This window comes from Slackia isoflavoniconvertens, from assembly GCF_003725955.1.
GTDB lineage: Bacteria > Actinomycetota > Coriobacteriia > Coriobacteriales > Eggerthellaceae > Slackia > Slackia isoflavoniconvertens.
In genome coordinates this window covers 1-16,612 of record NZ_QIBZ01000023.1, presented here as the reverse complement: position 1 = coordinate 16,612, position 16,612 = coordinate 1, and the positions used below count along the sequence as shown (strand labels likewise).

10 protein-coding genes, 2 tRNA genes and 1 rRNA gene are annotated in these 16,612 nt (G+C 59.3%); all 13 read left to right on the top strand.

The genetic code is table 11. From position 1 onward, the window contains the following. A 5S ribosomal RNA gene (gene rrf, locus DMP05_RS09315) occupies positions 1–95 on the top strand; the annotation flags it as partial. 24 nt (positions 96–119) lie between these two features. Beyond that, positions 120–195, top strand: a tRNA-Ala gene (locus DMP05_RS09310). A 281-nt stretch (positions 196–476) separates the two neighbouring features. After that, the gene (locus tag DMP05_RS09305; protein WP_123220187.1) at positions 477–1,085 is read left to right on the top strand and encodes a hypothetical protein; all 609 of its coding nucleotides are present in this window, start codon (positions 477–479) and stop codon (positions 1,083–1,085) included. Positions 1,086–1,309: 224 nt separating this feature from the next. Next, positions 1,310–2,398 carry an isocitrate/isopropylmalate dehydrogenase family protein gene (locus DMP05_RS09300; RefSeq protein ID WP_123220186.1) on the top strand — a complete coding sequence of 363 codons (1,089 nt, stop codon included), beginning with the start codon at positions 1,310–1,312 and terminating at the stop codon, positions 2,396–2,398. A gap of 102 nt (positions 2,399–2,500) precedes the next feature. Next, entirely contained in the window at positions 2,501–5,149 is a 2,649-nt protein-coding gene (gene acnA, locus DMP05_RS09295; RefSeq protein WP_123220188.1) for an aconitate hydratase AcnA, read from the top strand. Positions 5,150–5,303: 154 nt separating this feature from the next. Then, positions 5,304–7,271, top strand: a complete 1,968-nt coding sequence (locus tag DMP05_RS09290) for a Tat pathway signal sequence (RefSeq protein ID WP_123220185.1) — start codon at positions 5,304–5,306, stop codon at positions 7,269–7,271. 324 nt (positions 7,272–7,595) lie between these two features. Beyond that, positions 7,596–8,114, top strand: a complete 519-nt coding sequence (gene rplJ, locus DMP05_RS09285; protein ID WP_114616312.1) for a 50S ribosomal protein L10 — start codon at positions 7,596–7,598, stop codon at positions 8,112–8,114. Between the two features lie 88 nt (positions 8,115–8,202). Next, positions 8,203–8,577 (top strand): 50S ribosomal protein L7/L12, encoded by a 375-nt coding sequence (gene rplL, locus DMP05_RS09280; RefSeq protein ID WP_123220184.1) that lies wholly within the window; start codon positions 8,203–8,205, stop codon positions 8,575–8,577. A 455-nt stretch (positions 8,578–9,032) separates the two neighbouring features. Further along, a complete protein-coding gene (gene ybaK, locus DMP05_RS09275; protein WP_123220183.1) occupies positions 9,033–9,521 on the top strand; it encodes a Cys-tRNA(Pro) deacylase in 489 nt (162 codons plus the stop codon). Between the two features lie 123 nt (positions 9,522–9,644). Then, positions 9,645–9,719, top strand: a tRNA-Glu gene (locus tag DMP05_RS09270). Positions 9,720–9,781: 62 nt separating this feature from the next. Further along, entirely contained in the window at positions 9,782–12,454 is a 2,673-nt protein-coding gene (locus tag DMP05_RS09265) for a PD-(D/E)XK nuclease family protein (RefSeq protein WP_123220182.1), read from the top strand. Positions 12,455–12,458: 4 nt separating this feature from the next. Further along, a complete protein-coding gene (locus tag DMP05_RS09260) occupies positions 12,459–16,253 on the top strand; it encodes a UvrD-helicase domain-containing protein (RefSeq protein WP_123220181.1) in 3,795 nt (1,264 codons plus the stop codon). Beyond that, complete coding sequence (locus tag DMP05_RS09255) at positions 16,253–16,510, top strand: hypothetical protein (protein ID WP_123220180.1); 258 nt, start codon at positions 16,253–16,255, stop codon at positions 16,508–16,510. The genes DMP05_RS09260 and DMP05_RS09255 overlap by 1 nt, the downstream gene beginning before the upstream one ends. Positions 16,511–16,612: the final 102 nt, after the last annotated feature.

Sequence of the window (16,612 nt, the reverse complement as noted above, 5' to 3'; positions counted from 1 at the left end):
GGATCACCCGATCCCATTCCGAACTCGGCAGTTAAGCCCGCCTTCGCCGAAAGTACTGCAGCGCCAGGCTGCGGGAGGACAGGGCGTCGCGCTCATGCAGGGCGCTTCCGCATGGACGAGGGGCCTTAGCTCAGCTGGGAGAGCGCATGGCTGGCAGCCATGAGGTCAGGGGTTCGATCCCCCTAGGCTCCACCACGGATACCCGAGGGGCCCGCCGGAGACGGCGGGCCCCTCTTTTTTTGCTTCCCGGGACGGAAAAGAAGGCCCGCGGGGCGCGATCGCTCTTGGGCGTCGCGGCCGGCCGGCTCGCTCTCGCCCGCCTTCCCTGGAGCCTGTTAAACGCTACGAGCATTTAACAGGTTTATGTTTCTTGTTGGGTGGTTTTTCGGGATACGTGAGTTGTGCTGTATCATATGAGCGTATTCATTCTGGCGTTATTGCGCCCATCCCATTACCAGGAAAGAGTTGATATCTCTATGGCCGATTCCTCTATTAAGGAACAGCGTGCCCTTTACGCTCAAGTTGCGCTCGAAACCCCTGAGGCGCTGAATGCTCTCATTGCCGATCTTGAGGGTTCTTCTCGTCGCAAGAGGCAAGCAGCTGCTTCGACGCTTTCGATTGCTGCTTCTATGAAGCCTGAGGTATTGACCGAGTTTTCGAACGTGTTTGTTGATGCGCTTAATCGTCCTGAAGCGCAGACTCGTTGGGAATGCCTCGACATTCTTACGAACATCGTTGGCGTTGAATCTCGTCTGTGCGACAAGGCAATCCCCGGTGCCGAGAGTGCGCTGTTTGATGAAGATTCGGGCCCGCTCCATTTGGCTGCCATGCGATTCCTGTGCCGCCTGGGTTCTACGACCGAAAACCGCAGTCAGAAGGTTTGGCCGCTTATCGACGAAGCTATTCAGTGCTATCACGGCGATATTGAATTCCAGGAAATGCTCGTCGCCGTTATCGCGTTTTCCGAAGGAAAGCTTGCCGACGAGGTCGCCGAGGAATTGAAATCCCGCATGGCTTTCGACGCCAAAAGCGGCAGGGGCGTGCTGAAGAAGCGTGCTGCTCAAATCGTTGAGAACCTTTCATAAATGCCAACGAGACACTCTTCGGGGTGTCTCGTTTGTTTTTTTTTGGAGCCTTTTCTTGAGAGGCGATCCAAAGTGGCCCGTCTGGTTTCGCGTGCCGCTTATCGACGCCTCGGCGCAATTAATCGACGTGCAACAAAGGCATGGTATGATGGCGGGACTTGTGAAGCGTAAATTATGCGCCGCCGAGGTTTTTGCGGCCGCGCGATAATGGAAAGGTGTTCATCGTGGCAAAGCATACTATTACGCTCATCCCAGGTGATGGCATTGGAATCGAAACTTCTGCCGCTATGCAACGCGTTGTTGAGGCGGCTGGCGCCGATATCGAATGGGAAGTTGCCGAAGCTGGCGCCGCGGTTATGGAAAAGACTGGCGGCTCTCCATTGCCGGAATCGACCATTGAGGCTGTGAAGCGCAATAAAGTCGCCATCAAAGGCCCTATTACCACCCCTGTGGGCACGGGCTTCCGTAGCGTGAATGTCGCGCTTCGCAAATCGCTCGATTTGTACGTGAATCTTCGCCCAGTGCTCTCGATTCCCGGCGCGGGCGGGCGCTACGAAGATGTCGACCTCGTTATTGTTCGCGAGAATTCTGAAGACCTCTATGCCGGCATCGAATTCGAAGAAGGCACGCCCGAAGCGAAGCGCCTCATCGATTTTTGTGCTGCTGAGGGCGCGGGCGTGATTCGTCCCGATTCGGGCATTTCCATTAAACCGATTTCGATTACCGGCTCCGACCGCATTGTTCGCTTTGCGTTCGACTACGCCGAAAAGCATGGCCGCGAAAAGGTGACTGCCGCGCACAAGGCGAACATCATGAAGTTCTCCGATGGTTTGTTCTTAAAAGAAGCCCGCAAGGTCGCGGCCGATTACGAAGGACGCATTGCGTTCGACGACCGCATCATCGACGCGTTTTGCATGAACTTGGTTACCGATCCCAGCCAGTTCGACGTCATCGTGTTCCCGAACCTGTATGGCGACATTGCGAGTGACTTGTGCGCCGGCCTGGTAGGTGGCTTGGGTATTGCTCCGGGTGCGAATATCGGCGACGACTACGCTGTGTTCGAGGCCGTTCATGGTAGCGCGCCCGACATTGCGGGTAAGAATGTCTGCAACCCCACGGCGCAGATTCTTTCTGCTGCCATGATGCTCGACTACATTGGCGAGCCCGAGATTGCCCAGAAAATTCGTGCCGCCATCGCTAAGGTATATGCGGAAGGTGAGCATTTGACGGGCGACATTCGCAAGGTCACGGGCAGCTCGAAGCCGGCTTGCTCGTGCACGGAATTCACCGACGCGCTCATTGCCGCATTGTAGGTTAGTCCTTATGGTGCGCGAGTCGTATTGCGGCTCGCGCATTTGTGTTCGAAGGGGCCGCGCATGTGCGGCAAAGTTGTTTGATGAATGGGTGTGTTGCCAATGAGCGTTCAGACGCAAACCTTGCATGTGGGGGACAACGATTTCGAGGTATGCGACACGTCGCATGTTGAAGGGGCCGAGGCGCTGCCGCATTCGTTGCGCATTCTGCTTGAAAACGTGCTGCGCAATGTCGACGATGCCGACGCGCGCGAGCTTTATGCGAAGCGCATTGTTGATGCCGGCACTCAGGGCGTTCAGGGCGGCGAAATTGAATACATGCCTGCTCGCGTTTTGCTACAAGATTTCACCGGTGTGCCAGTGTTCGTTGACTTGGCCGTGATGCGTGAAGCCGCACGCGATTTGGGTGCCGACCCTGCGCGCATCAATCCGCAAATTCCGCTCGATTTGGTGATCGACCATTCGGTTATTGCCGATGCGGCTTGCTGCGCCGACGCTCTTGAGAAGAACATGGATATGGAATTCAAGCGCAACGGCGAGCGCTATCGCTTCTTGAAGTGGGCCCAGTCGTCGTTTCAGAATGTGCGCATCGTTCCTCCCGGATCGGGCATTTGCCACCAGATCAACGTCGAGCGTTTTGCGCGCGGCGTTATGACGAAGGCGACCGACGCCGGCGAGCTTGCGTACTTTGACACGGTGGTGGGAACTGATTCCCATACCACCACGGCAAATGGCATTGGCGTGCTTTCTTGGGGCGTGGGCGGCATTGAAGCTGAAGCTGCGGCGCTCGGCCAGCCCATCACGACGCTCGTGCCGCAGGTCGTGGGCGTTCATTTGACAGGCGAGCTGCGCGACGGCGTATCGGCCATGGACGCTGCGCTTACGTTCGCGCAGATGCTGCGCGCGAAGGGCGTGGTAGGCAAGTTCGTCGAATGCTTCGGCGATGGCGTGGCTACGCTTTCGGCGACGCAGCGCGCCTGCATCGCGAACATGACTCCCGAATACGGCTGCACGTGCACGCTGTTCCCGGTCGACGACCGCACGCTTGAATATCTACTGCTTACGGGCCGCGATAAGGAACAGGTTGCGCTCGTTGAGGCGTACGCGAAAGCCCAGGGCATGTGGAATGATGGCGCATCGCGCGTGTACTCCGAGGTACTCGAGCTGAATTTGAGCGAAGTCGAGTGCTCACTTGCAGGTCCGAGCCGTCCGCATGACCGCTTTGCTCGCAACGATGCCCGCTCGCGCTTCAATGCGATTTGCGCCGATCGCAACCTCGATATGGACAAGCGCGTTGCGGTGAATTTCATGGGCAGCAAATATGAATTGACCCATGGCGCTATCGCGATTGCAGCCGTCACGAGCTGCACCACCGCAACCGACCCCGCCATGATGCTCGCATGCGGCCTGGTCGCCAAGCATGCCCGCGAGCGCGGCCTGCTTGCCAAGCCCTGGGTGAAGCGCGTTATGGCTCCGGGTTCGCATGCGACCCAGCTCATGCTCGAGCGCGCCGGCTTGGCTCAGCCCCTTGCTGAGCTCGGCTTCGCAACATGCGGTTTCGGCTGCATGAGCTGCATCGGCAATTCCGGTCCCGTGTGGCCCGAGATGCACGAGATCGCTGGCGACATCGAGCTGACGAGCGTGCTTTCTGGCAATCGCAACTTTGACGGACGCATTTCGCCTGACGTGTCGCAGAACTTCCTGTGCGCGCCGGCATCGGTTGTCGCCTACGCTATGGCGGGCACCATGGACTTCGATTTCGAGACTCAGCCGCTTGGCACCGACGGCGACGGCAACGATGTGTTCCTGCGCGACATTTGGCCGAGCGACGCCGAAATCGCTGCGCTTATGGACGAATTCGTTACGGCGGAACTGTTCGATGCGGGCGCCGAAGGCCTTTATAGCGGCACGCAGGCATGGCAGGAACTCGAGGCTCCCGAAGGTGACATTTTTGCGTGGGATGAAGGCTCCACTTATGTGCGCCGCGCTCCGTATTTCGACGGCATGGGCAAGGTTGTCGAGGGCTTCGCGCCCATTTCTGGCGCGCGCGTGCTTGCGAATTTGGGCGACTTCATTACGACCGACCATATTTCGCCTGCTGGCAGCATCGCTTCCGATTCGCCTGCCGCGAAATATTTGGCCGAGCGCGGGGTCGACCCGGTTATGTTCAACACCTACGGTTCGCGTCGCGGCAACCATGAGGTTATGGCGCGCGGCGGTTTCGCGAACATCAAGCTGAAGAACCTATTGGCGGAAGGCAAGTCGGGCGGATGGACGCGCGACTTCGAGACGGGCGAAATCACGTCGATTTTCGATGCGTCGCAAAGCTATGCTGCGGCGGGCGTGCCTTTGGTGGTGCTCGCGGGCAAGATGTATGGCAGCGGATCGTCGCGCGACTGGGCGGCGAAGGCGCCGTTGCTTTTGGGCGTGCGCGCCGTTATTGCCGAAAGCTTCGAGCGCATTCATCGTTCGAACCTGGTGGGTATGGGCATTTTGCCGCTGCAGTTCCACGAGGGCGAAAATGCTGAAACGCTGGGCCTCGATGGCACGGAAACCTTTGTTATTGAGCCGGTCGATTTCGGTACCGGCGAGCCGAGCATGCCCAATCCGCGCGAGGTGAACGTTTCAGCTTCAAAACAGGACGGCGAAACAGTGAAGTTTCACGCTATAGTAAGGGTGGACACACCTACCGAAGGCGCATACATGGCTCATGGCGGAATTCTGCAATACGTGCTTCGCCAGCTTGCGTAGAACTTGACGTGGGGCTTCGCGCCTGATTCGTCCATGCAAGACTGCATTCAGGCGGCTGTGCCGGTTTCGGTGCGGCCGCTTTTTGTATGCAAAGGCGCGTGTTAATTTTTCGGGCGAAAAAAGGAAGGCCCGAATACGATGAGAAAGGCATTTCATGGCTGGCAACCAGAACCCGTTCGCCGCTATTTTCGGCGACGACCCGTTTGGTGTAGGGGGCGGTTTTTCAGGCGGCGGCTCGCGGCAGGGCGCACCGCAGGTTGAATTCAACACCAACGAAGAGTTCAACAAAATGAAAGACAAATTCGCGACCATGGGCAAAAAGGCGATGATCGCCTGCGCCATTATCGCGGTTATCGTGGTCGCTGTGGCGTATTGGTGGTTCCATCCGCCCATCAACATCCACTCGATGGACACGTGGATGTTCATCGGCATTTTCATTCTGCTGCCGTCGTTTTTGTTCTTCCGCGCCCGCGCGCACGCGTACAAGCATGGATCGGCGAAAGTGGGCGTCTCTAAGGCGAAGGCGAAAACGTTCGATACGCTTGCGTGGATTCCCGTTGCCGTCGTCGCGCTTGTCGCGGTAGGCACGCTGCTGTCGCTGTCGTTCTTCCCGGGCAATGCTCAGAAGTACGCCAACATTTTGGTTCCTGCCGACGACGAGTTCACGCAGGACATTCAAGAGGTCAACTACGACGAAATCCCCGTTATCGATCGCGATTCGGCCATGCTTTTGGGCAACCGAACCATGGGCAGCATGTCCGACCTGGTAAGCCAGTTCGAAATTGCGCCTACCTATAGCCAGATCAACTACCAAAACCACCCGGTGCGCGTGAGTCCGCTTGGCTACGCCGACCTGTTCAAGTGGCTGCAGAACCGCGAGCAGGGCATTCCCGCATATGTCATTGTCGACATGACTTCGCAGGATGCCCAGGTTGTGCGCCTCGATAGCGAGCATGCAATCAAGTATTCCGAAAGCGAGCCTTTGGCGCGCAACATCGACCGCTATGTGCAGCTCAAGTACCCCTTCTATATGTTCGGCGAGAAATCGTTCGAGATTAACGATGACGGCAACGCATGGTGGATTTGCCCGGTGCGCGACTTCACGATTGGCCTGTTCGGCGGCGAGACCGTGTCGCGTGCCGTGCTCGTGAACGCGGCGACGGGCGAGTGCCAAGATATGGCGGTTGAAGATGTGCCCCAGTGGGTCGACCATGTGTACCCCGCGAACCTCATCATTCAGCAGTACAACTGGCATGGCAAGTACACCAATGGCTGGCTGAACAGCTGGCTTGGTCAGAACGGCGTGGTGCAAACCACTCCGGGCACCGATGGCAGCGCGGGCTATAATTACATCGCAAAAGACGATGACGTGTGGTTGTACACGGGCGTTACATCTGCCACGGGCGACGAATCGATCGTCGGCTTCGTGCTGGTGAACCAGCGCACCGCTGAGGCGCACTTCTATTCGTGCGCGGGCGCTACGGAAAGCTCGGCCATGCAGTCGGCCGAGGGCCAGGTGCAGAACCTGCGCTACGAGGCGACGTTCCCCATTCTTATTAATGTGAACAATACGCCGACGTACTTCATGGCGCTGAAGGACAATGCGGGCCTGGTGAAGAAGTACGCTATGGTAGACATCCAGAGCTACCAGAACGTTGCGGTTGGCGACACGGTGGCCGACACGCAGAAGTCGTACCTGTCGCTCATTGCGGCAAACGGAACGGTGGCGAATACGTCGTCGGTAAGCGATTCGGCACTTGAGGCGACGGGCGTCATTAAGACGATCGCCACGGCGGTGATTGAGGGCAATTCGCACTTCTACGTGACGCTCGAGGGCGACAGTAAGATTTACGACTTCGCGCTGCCCGGCATGATCGAAATCGTTCAGTACGCGCAGGGCGATACGGTTACCTTCAAGTATGTTGAGGGCAACCCCACGTGCTCGGCGCAGTCCATCGAAGCCGCGAAGGGCGCGAAGGCGAACTCGGCCGATGCCGCTGGCGCCTCTTCGACCGACACCGCCAAGGCGAGCGATGAAGCCAAGGCAAGCGACGGTGCGGCAAAAGATGATGCCGCTTCTTCCGCGAGCAGCGATACATCTGCCGAGCAGAAAGCCGCCTAGCTCGGTTGGACGCTTCTCGATTTCGTGAAGCAATTCTGAAGATGGTCCGTTAGGGAAATTAATCCTTGACGGGCCATTTTCGTTTAGTAGAATATCGTTTTGCGTGTTTAAGAGATGCGCAACTACACGTTAGTTCCGCTGCCCAAGACAGCTGGCACCGAAAGGTTCAATCGCATGTTCGCATGCGGCCCGCCGAGGTGGTTCTGAAGAGCGATTTGCTTTGACGGCCCCTGCTGTTTTGAGACGCGGGGGCCGTTTTGTTTCTTCTGAAACGGCTCCATTCCACGGGGCGGAACCCGATTTTCAGAAGAAGGAGGTGTACTCATGCCCAACGTCAAAAATCAAGAGACTCTCGCCGTTATCAAAGAGGAGCTCAGCAACGCCGGCGCTGTCTGGGTCGTCGATTACTGCGGCCTGACCGTTAAGGAGGTTCAGGAGCTTCGTCGTTCCGTTCGCGAGGCTGGTGCTTCCATGAAGGTGTACAAGAACACCCTCGTGCACATCGCCCTCGAGGATGCCGAGCTGCCTACGCTCGACGACATGCTCAACGGCCCGAGCGCATTCGTGTTCGCTGGTGAAGACGTTGCTGCTGCTGCGAAAGCCGTCAAGAACTTCGCTAAGGGCAACGACAAGCTGGAGATCAAGGGTGGCTTGATGGAAGGCAAGGCCGTTACCGCCGCCGAGGTCGAGGCTATCGCTTCTCTGCCCTCTCGCGAGGAACTGCTCGCCCACATCGCTGCCGCTATCAACGGTGTTGCCAAGGCTCTCGCCGTTTGCGTCAATGGCGTGCCCCAGGGTCTGGCCCAGGTCACCAAGGCCGTCGCCGACCAGAAGGCTGCTTAATTGCAACCGCAGCGTAAAACGCGCTGCATAACATTCAACAATCCGGCCAGGCGCAAGGGCGCATGGCCCCTTTGAAAGGAAAGCTATCATGGCTGTTACTCGTGAAGAGATCATCGAGGCTCTGAAAGAAATGACCCTGCTCGAGGCTTCCGAGCTCGTTAAGGACATCGAGGAGACCTTCGGCGTTTCCGCTGCTGCTCCCGTCGCTGTTGCTGCTGCTCCTGCTGAGGGCGGTGCTGCTGCTGAGGAGAAGACTGAGTTCGACGTTATCCTCGAGGGCTTCGGCGACAACAAGATCGCTGTCATCAAGGTTGTCCGCGAGATCACCGGTCTTGGCCTGAAAGAGGCCAAGGAGGTCGTCGAGGGTGCTCCTAAGGCTGTCGTCGAGGGCGTTGCCAAGGACAAGGCTGAGGAAGTCAAGGCTCAGCTCGAGGGTGCTGGCGCTGCCGTTACCCTGAAGTAATTTTACGCGGTTCTACGAACCGCGTATTATGCCGACGCTGCGCGGGTCTCTCGCGGCACGTTTCGGGTTCTGCTTTCGGCTCGCGTACCAAAAGTACGCGTCACCTCGGCATCGCCCGAATCGCACTCGCGAGAGACCCGCTCGCTGACATATATATGTCCAGCGAGGTAAGGCACCAAGAGCCGGGATTCGTCCCGGCTCTTTTTTGTAAGGTTTCTCGGCGTGCGATTTTGACCGTGTGGAATCTGCCGAAATCGTATATCGAAAGGCCCTATAAAAAGAGGTACAGCGTAAATTGGATTTTTCGTTTTCGGCTTGGAATGCAGATCCGATAGATTCCGCACGAGCCGAACAGCACTTAATGTGCTGTTCGCGCGAGTCAGGATTTGACCGAAGCGGAGCTGCATTCCAAGCCGAAAACGACGAGTGCGAAAAACGCTTCAAGAGGAGACTCGATGTCGAAGCACGATAAGGCTCAGGATAAGACCAACGCCATGCGCATGTTCGATGCGGCGGGGTTGCCGCACGAAGTTTTGTTTTACGACGCCGAAGCTGCGGTTTCGGGCGCGGAAGTTGCTGCGGCTCTGGGTCAGGATCCCGATCAGGTGTTCAAAACGCTCGTGACCGTTGGCAAGAGCGGCGAGCATTATGTGTTCATGGTTCCTGTCGAGGGGGAGCTGAACCTTAAAAAGGCTGCCTCGGCGGCGGGGGAGAAGAGCATTGCGATGATTAAGTCGCGCGAGCTTCTTCCTTTGACGGGATATATTCATGGCGGATGCAGTCCGCTTGGCATGAAAAAGGTATTCCCCACGTTCATCGATGAGACCGCAATCCTATTCGATACCATTATGTATTCAGGCGGCCGTCGTGGGTGCCAAATCTGCTCATCGCTTTCTGACCTGCAGAAACTTGTGGATGTTCAGACTGCCGACATTACGGCTTAACGCCTCGGGTTGCTTCAATCGTCATGTTCCGCACGGCTTCGGAAATTTTTTTAAAAAAGTTCTTGCATGAGCCGCTGGAGTTTGTAATAATATCCGAGCTGCCGCAAACGAAGCGGAAAGCACGTCCCCATAGTCTAGAGGTTAGGACGCGGCCCTTTCAAGGCTGAGACACGAGTTCGATTCTCGTTGGGGGCACCACCGAAATTTGAAAGCCGCCTGTTCAGGGCGGCTTTTTTCGTATCGAGGCGCGGAGGGATCCCATGGAAAAAATCGTGCTGTTCTCGAGTATGGATGCCGCGCTTGCCGCCCGAAAACGTATGGCGTGCGCCTGCGATCCCGAAGTATTCGCGACAACGTATTCCACGCCGCGCGCCTGGCTTGGTGAGCTGTGGGAAGCCTACGGCGACTCTCGCCGCATTGCTGCGCACTCCGAGAGAAGCGTTGCGCTCTTTTCCGCCTTGGAGGCGCAGGGTGACGCATTGTGGGCGTCACAGGGCACCTGGCGCCTTGCAATGCGCTTGATTGACGGCGGATTGGGCACCGTCGAACTCGATGCCGCGCTTTCCGGGACGGCTTCCGCTGAGACGCTCCCGGCTGGCTGCGAAGCTCTTTTAAACTGCGTGCGCGCGTATGAGGGCATTTTGTTGCGCGCGGGTCTCATTGATGAGGGAAGGGCATGGCGCGTTCTTTCTGAAGAACAGGTTCTTTTGCCTGAATGCGAAGTCGTTCTGCAGGACGTTCGCCCCGCATGTGCGCTTGGGGAATTCCTCGTGAGCCAAAACGCGACTGTGCGCGAAGAGTCGGCATTTTCAGGCGAAATCGCGCGAGCCCCGGAAGGCATCGCGGTTCGATTCGCGTTTCCCTCGGGGCGATATGCCGAACCCGCGTTGCTCGCCGAGTTTATTTCGAATGTACCCGCCTGCGAAACCGTGGGCATTGCTTCTCGCGACCCGCGTGCGCTCTATGGGGCTATTGCGCCTGCGCTGTGCTCTTTGGACATCTCGGTGGCGTGCCGGGCGAGCGTTCCATTCGCTTCGACCGATTTCGGTCGTGCGTTTGAGTGTGTCGCCGCATTGTGCTCCGCCGATTGCGTCGATGTTGCTGCCGCTGCCGATTTCGCGTTGAACCCGTTTTCTCGCATGGATAAGCGTGCGGCGTTCGACTTCGCGGCTACCATTCGCGGCAATCGCCTTATTGATAAAGAGGCATGTCTCGCATTGCTTCGCGAAGAAAGCCGCGCTTTTGAGTATTTCGAAGACCTCATCGAATCGCCTGAGGCTGTCGCGATTGCCGGCGTATTTGAAGACGCTGCTCGCTTAATTGGCGCGGGCCGCGAGGCGTATACCAAAGAACAGCTCTCGGCAATCGGAACGCTGCGCGATGTATTTGGCGCAGCCTGCGCGATGGGCGCCGAGCAAAGCGCGTGCGTGGCGGCGCTCGAATGCGCGAGCGTCAACGTTTCGCGTCAAGTCGAAGAGGGCAGCCCGCGCGTCGTGATTATGTCGCAGGCGCAGCTTGCTGCGTGCGAGCCGCGTTCGTTCGACCATGTGGTGCTCACCGACATGACAAGCGTCGCCTATCCGTTGAAGGAAACGCACGATATAGCGGTCGAGATACTTGACGCGCTTGGAATCGGCCGAGGCCCCGAGGCGCTCCTTCGCGCCCGCGAGGCGTTCTCGGGCTGCGTGCGTGCGGCTGGCGCAAGCGTGCTCATCGAGCGCTGCTTGAACGACGAAAACGCCGCGCCCACCTATCCCGCTGCCGTGGTGCAGGAATTCGTTGATTGCTATCGAGCCGACACCACTAACCCCGACGATATCGATAACCCGTTCTCGCTGCCCGAAGCGCTCCAGGTGGGCATGCTGCAGCGTGGCGAAGAAGCACTCTATGAAAACGCGAGCGTGCGCGACGCGCGCCAGGAGGTATGCGCGCGCGTTGAGGCGCCGAATATGGGCCGCGTGTCGGAGCCGTATCGAAGCGCGCTCGTGCTGCCGCGCCGCGGGAAGGGCGGCGTTGTGGTGAGCGAGCCGTGCTTTTCCGCATCGCAAATCGAAAGCTATTTGGAATGCCCCCAGAAGTGGTTCGCGCTGCGCCGCCTTCGTCTCGACGAGCTCGACGAGACGTTCGGCGCGAAAGAGATGGGCGACTTCTCTCATAGCGTGCTCGAAGATTTCTACAGGCGTTTTCAGGAAAGCGTTGGGCCGAAGGTTGAAGAGGACGCGCTGCCTGCCGCGCGTGAGCTTATGCGAATCGTGCTCGAAGACCATGAATCCGTGCAGTATGGCATGAAGCCGATGAGCAACCGCCTTGTTGCCACAACCGAGTTCGAGCGCCGAGAAGTCGCCGACCTCAAGCGCAAGCTCGTCGATTTCCTCGAAACCGAGGCGCAGCTTCTGCCGGGCTTTCGTCCCGCGCATTTTGAGTACGACATTCCCGCGGCGAGCCCTGTTGCGTATGCGGGCCATTTGCTCATGGGCACAATCGACCGCATCGACGTGGACGACCGGGGCCGCGCGATTATCGTGGATTACAAAAGCTCGCTTTCGCCCGAATACGATCTGTATGAAGGCGAAAAGCAAGGCGGCGCGATGCGTCACGGCAAGGTGCAGGCACTTATTTATGCGCAAGCGATTCGTCGCCTGCTCGGGCTTGACGTGGTGGGCGCGATTTATGTTCGCTATGGCCGCACACCTGCCGCGTCGGGCGCGCTCGACAAGAGCATAGAGCCGCTGCATGTTCCTGGTTTGAAGGCCGATCGCTGTGTGTACAAGGGGGAGCTCGGCCCCGCGTTCGGCGATTTGCTCGACGCGACCGAGGAACGTGTCGCCAAGGCGCTCGACCAGCTTTTGGCGGGCGTTGTGCCGGCCTCGCCTTCGAGCGATTCGGCGTGCTCATTCTGTCCGGAAATCACCTGCCCGCAAAGGAGGGGGTAGCGCGATGGATTTTTCGACGTTTAAAGAAGGCCAGCTGCGTTGCGTGAAAACGCTCGATGCTCCCGTGGCGGTGTCGGCGGGCGCGGGCAGCGGAAAAACCTTCACGCTCACCCAGCGCATCGCATGGGCCTTGCTGCCTGGGTCGGGCGCTGATGGCGCTCCGTTTTTGGAAGACATCGACCAGGTTTTAGCCATCACGTTTACCGATAAGGCCGCTGGAGAAATTAAATCGCGCGTGAAGGCGACGCTTGCTGCTGAAGGTATGGCGGCCCAGGCGCTCAAGGTCGATGACGCGTGGATTTCAACCATCCATGGCATGTGCTCGCGCATCTTGCGCATGCATGCCACGGAGCTGGGCATTGACCCCGCGTTTTCGGTGCTCGATGAGGTGACGGCCGCCGACTTGTTCAACGCCGCTGTGGAAGAAGTGCTTGCGGGGCAAAACGAATTCTGGTCGCCGGGCGGTCTCGATGCGCTGTTTTCGGAATACCCCGCGCGCTCGCATGGCGGCTTCGCCCAAACGTCAATTGAGGACATGATTCGCGAAATCGCCCGCGCGGCAATTGCGAGCCCGCGCGGCATGGAATGCGTATGCCTTCCGCCGCAGCCGCGCCCTGCTGGCGTAATCGCTCGCGAGTTGCTTGAGCTTGCGACGGCCGCGCGCGACGCCGCGGCGCCTTCCGCCGGGAAGAAATCGGCCGACGCGTTCCTCGAGAAAGCCGACAAATTCCTCGAGAAGGCCAATGCGCTGCTTGCTTCGAGCGAGGTTTCGGGCGAAGCGCTTCTGGAGCTCGCCGATGCGTGCCCGTTTCCCGCCGCGAATTTCGGCTCGAAAGAATACAAGGCCCTCGCGAAAGAGATGCAGCGCGAGGCGGCGCAGCTTGGCCAGGAGGCCCGCTTCGCGTTCGCGCAGCCGCTGTTGAGCGACCTTGTTGGTTTGGCCGGTAAAGTCTATACAGCGTATAACTCGAAGAAACGCGAGATGGCGGCGCTCGACAACGATGACCTGCTCATTTTGGCTGCGCGGGCATTGAAGGAAAACGAGCACGTTCGCGAGGCGTTTTCCGACAAATTCAAGCTCATTATGGTCGACGAATTCCAAGACACCGACCAGCTGCAAATCGATATGGTGCGCACCATGGCGGGCGTGCGCGGCGAGCGTTTGTGCACGGTGGGCGATGCCCAGCAAAGCATCTATCGCTTCCGCGGCGCCGACGTCGCGGTGTACGACCGCCATGTGCAGCACGTGCGCGAAAACGATCCGAGCATGCCCATCGTGCTGCCCGACAACTTCCGCAGCCATGCCGACATTCTGAGCTTCGTCGATCGCGTTTTTGAGCAGCGCGAGGTATTCGGCGAATCGTTCATGTCGCTTGCCCCGTCGCGCATCGAGTCGAAGGTGAAGCATCCGTTTTTGGCTGGCCCTGGTCGCGTTGACGTGCTGTGCACCACATACCCCGGCGCAAGTGGAATCGATAAATCTGACGTGGTGGCCCTTGAGGCGCGCCGCATTGCGGAACGCTTCGCCGAGCTGCGCGAAGCGGGCCATGCTGCGGGCGATATGGTAGTGCTGCTGGGCCGCATGACGAACGCCGACGCCTACGCCGCCGCGCTGCGCGAAGCTGGTTTCGCATGCGTTATTGCGGGCGGTTCTATTTTTTCGCGTGCGCCCGAGGTGCGCGTGGTGCAGCGACTGGCCGAGGTCATCGCCAATCCCAAGGCAACAGCGTCGCTTTTCGAATTGCTCGCGAGCGACATGTTCGAGCTTTCGGCCGACGATTTCGTCGCGCTGTCGACGTGCTTCGACGAGGCTGCGGGCATCAATCGCCGCCGCAGCCTCGATATTGGCTTCAGGCAGCTTGCCGAGGGCGATATGCCGAACGTCTCGCCGCAGCTTGCCTGCGCGGTGCGCGTGATTAATTCGCTCTCCGAACAAGCGGGCGTGCAGCCCACGTCGCGCATTATGATGAATGCCGTGCGCGACTCGGGTTGGCTCACGCGCCTTGAGCGCAAAGAAGCCGAAGGCCTCTCGGTCGCCGGCAACGTGTTCAAAGCCATTCGCCTGGTCGAGGGCTTTGAGGCGCAGGGGGCAAGCGGCCCCGCCGATTGCGCGGCGCGTTTGGTGGCGCATATCGAGCGAGCCAAGGAAGCTCCGGGCGCACTTTCGGCCGAGGGCGGCGATTTCGTGCGTATTATGACGGTGCATGCGAGCAAGGGCCTGGAATTTCCCATTGTGGCCGTGGCCGAAATGGCGACGGGCGCGGGACGCTCGAGCGCGTTCGCGCTGCAGACCATCGATGGTGTCGCCTATGTGTCGCTTGCGCCGCAGCGTTCGGTTGCTTCGGCGGCTTCGACGTCGCTTCTGAAGAAGTGCATATCGAAAGATTATGCGGCGTTGCTCGATTACGAAGGCGAAGTCGATGCCTCGTTTGTGGCCAATGCGTCGAGCGCCGCTTTGCGCCGTGAGGCTATGGCTGAATACGAAAGCACGCAGGAGCTGCAGGAACGCCGCCGCTTGTTGTACGTCGCCCTTACTCGTGCGAAGGAAGCCCTGGTGGTTGCCATGACGACCAAGCGCGATAAGGAAGGCGGCTCGGGCGCTTCGTCGGGCGTGTATGGCGATATCGCGCACGCGCTGTTTGGCGAGGAAGGTGATATCCCCGAAAAGGAATGCGCAGTGCCGTTCGGCGGAAGTGCGCCTGCCCGCGTTTCGCGCTACGACGTGCATGAAGGCGAATTCGACGCGCCGCAGGTCGAAGGCGGTGCGGAAGCTCTCAGCGGCGACGTGGCGTGCGGGGCTTCGGGCGCAGGCGCGGATGGGCCTGGCTGCGTGGGCGATTGCTCGGCCCAGCCGGGTATCACGTGCGTTTCCGATTCGAATAGCATGGAGATTCGCGAGGCGGACGATGCTTCGTGCGACCACATGGCCAGCACGGCTCACGACGCATGCGTTTCGCGTGCGCTCATTGACGTGTTCGAGCCCATGACTGCTCCCGAACTCGATGAGGTTGCGTATAGGCCCACCCGCGATAATGTGACGAGCTATTCCGCCCTTGCGCAGGCAAATTCGACCCATGCTGCGAGCGCCGGCGATGTGACGGCGGGCGAGACTGTGGCCGAGATAAGCGACGACGATGCGTTTTGGGAAGAGCTTGGCGCGCGTTTGCTCGCCGACGCCGACAAGGCGACCGACGTGGGGTCGGCATTCCACGTGCTCGCCCAGCGTGCGGCTCGACGTGCAGTCGCGAGAAGCGAAGAAGACCGTCCCGCTGCGATCGAGATGCCTTCGCGCGAGGCGATTGATGCTGCCGTGCGCCGCATGGGGTGTGCCCCTGCCACCGTCGACCGCGTGCAGCGCGCACTCGAGCGCTGGTGCGAGAGCGACGTTGCCGCGAACATGGCGAGCCATCGCGTGTTGCGCGCCGAGTTGCCGTTCTTCGTGGCGTTCCCCGTTGCCGAGCCAGGCGGGGAATGCGCTTATCTGGAAGGCTCCATAGACCTGTTCGCGTGCGACGAGATGGGCGCGGGCGACGCGTATATCGTGGACTACAAAACGGGTGGATCGCCCAAGGAGCATGCAGACGATTTGATCGAAAAGCATCGTCTTCAGGCGGAATGCTACGCTTACGCCGCGCTCGAGCACGGTTTTAGCCGTGTTCAGGCGACGTTCGTGCGTGTGGAAGCGCCCGCAGAAGACGGCTCGCCTCAAACGGTGCATTACCTATATGAGCGAAGCGACATGCCGCAGCTGCTCCGGGGTATTCAAAGTGCGTGGGCCACATTGCGAGAAGGCAACTAATGGTCGACGACGACAAAAAGACAGCGGCTGCACGCGGCAAACAGTCTGTCTCACGCGCCAGAAAGAGCGCTTCGTTGAACGCGTTGTCGCAGGTCGTGGGCCAGCGCGCACGTCGGTTCGGCGCCTGTGCCAGCGCGCCGCGCACGAGGGCTCAGGCGAAACGCATCGCCGCGGGTCTTTCCGTGGGTGCGCATCGCGTAAAGAAGGCGAGCCGCGAGGGCTTGTGGTACGTGTTGTGTTTCGTCAAGAGGATTTGAGCAAAAAGAGCATCGGAAATTGAGCAGCCTGAGCATCGGAAGTGCGCACGCTTTCTGAGCGGCTAGCCCTCCTGCATGAGGGCATGGCGGACGCGGTAGGAC

Excerpts from the sequence above, each read along its gene's own strand:
- DMP05_RS09305 (WP_123220187.1), top strand. The coding sequence starts at position 477 with ATGGCCGATTCCTCTATTAAGGAACAGCGTGCCCTTTACGCTCAAGTT.
- acnA (WP_123220188.1), top strand. The coding sequence starts at position 2,501 with ATGAGCGTTCAGACGCAAACCTTGCATGTGGGGGACAACGATTTCGAG.
- DMP05_RS09290 (WP_123220185.1), top strand. The coding sequence starts at position 5,304 with ATGGCTGGCAACCAGAACCCGTTCGCCGCTATTTTCGGCGACGACCCG.
- rplJ (WP_114616312.1), top strand. The coding sequence starts at position 7,596 with ATGCCCAACGTCAAAAATCAAGAGACTCTCGCCGTTATCAAAGAGGAG.
- rplL (WP_123220184.1), top strand. The coding sequence starts at position 8,203 with ATGGCTGTTACTCGTGAAGAGATCATCGAGGCTCTGAAAGAAATGACC.
- ybaK (WP_123220183.1), top strand. The coding sequence starts at position 9,033 with ATGTCGAAGCACGATAAGGCTCAGGATAAGACCAACGCCATGCGCATG.
- DMP05_RS09265 (WP_123220182.1), top strand. The coding sequence starts at position 9,782 with ATGGAAAAAATCGTGCTGTTCTCGAGTATGGATGCCGCGCTTGCCGCC.
- DMP05_RS09260 (WP_123220181.1), top strand. The coding sequence starts at position 12,459 with ATGGATTTTTCGACGTTTAAAGAAGGCCAGCTGCGTTGCGTGAAAACG.
- DMP05_RS09255 (WP_123220180.1), top strand. The coding sequence starts at position 16,253 with ATGGTCGACGACGACAAAAAGACAGCGGCTGCACGCGGCAAACAGTCT.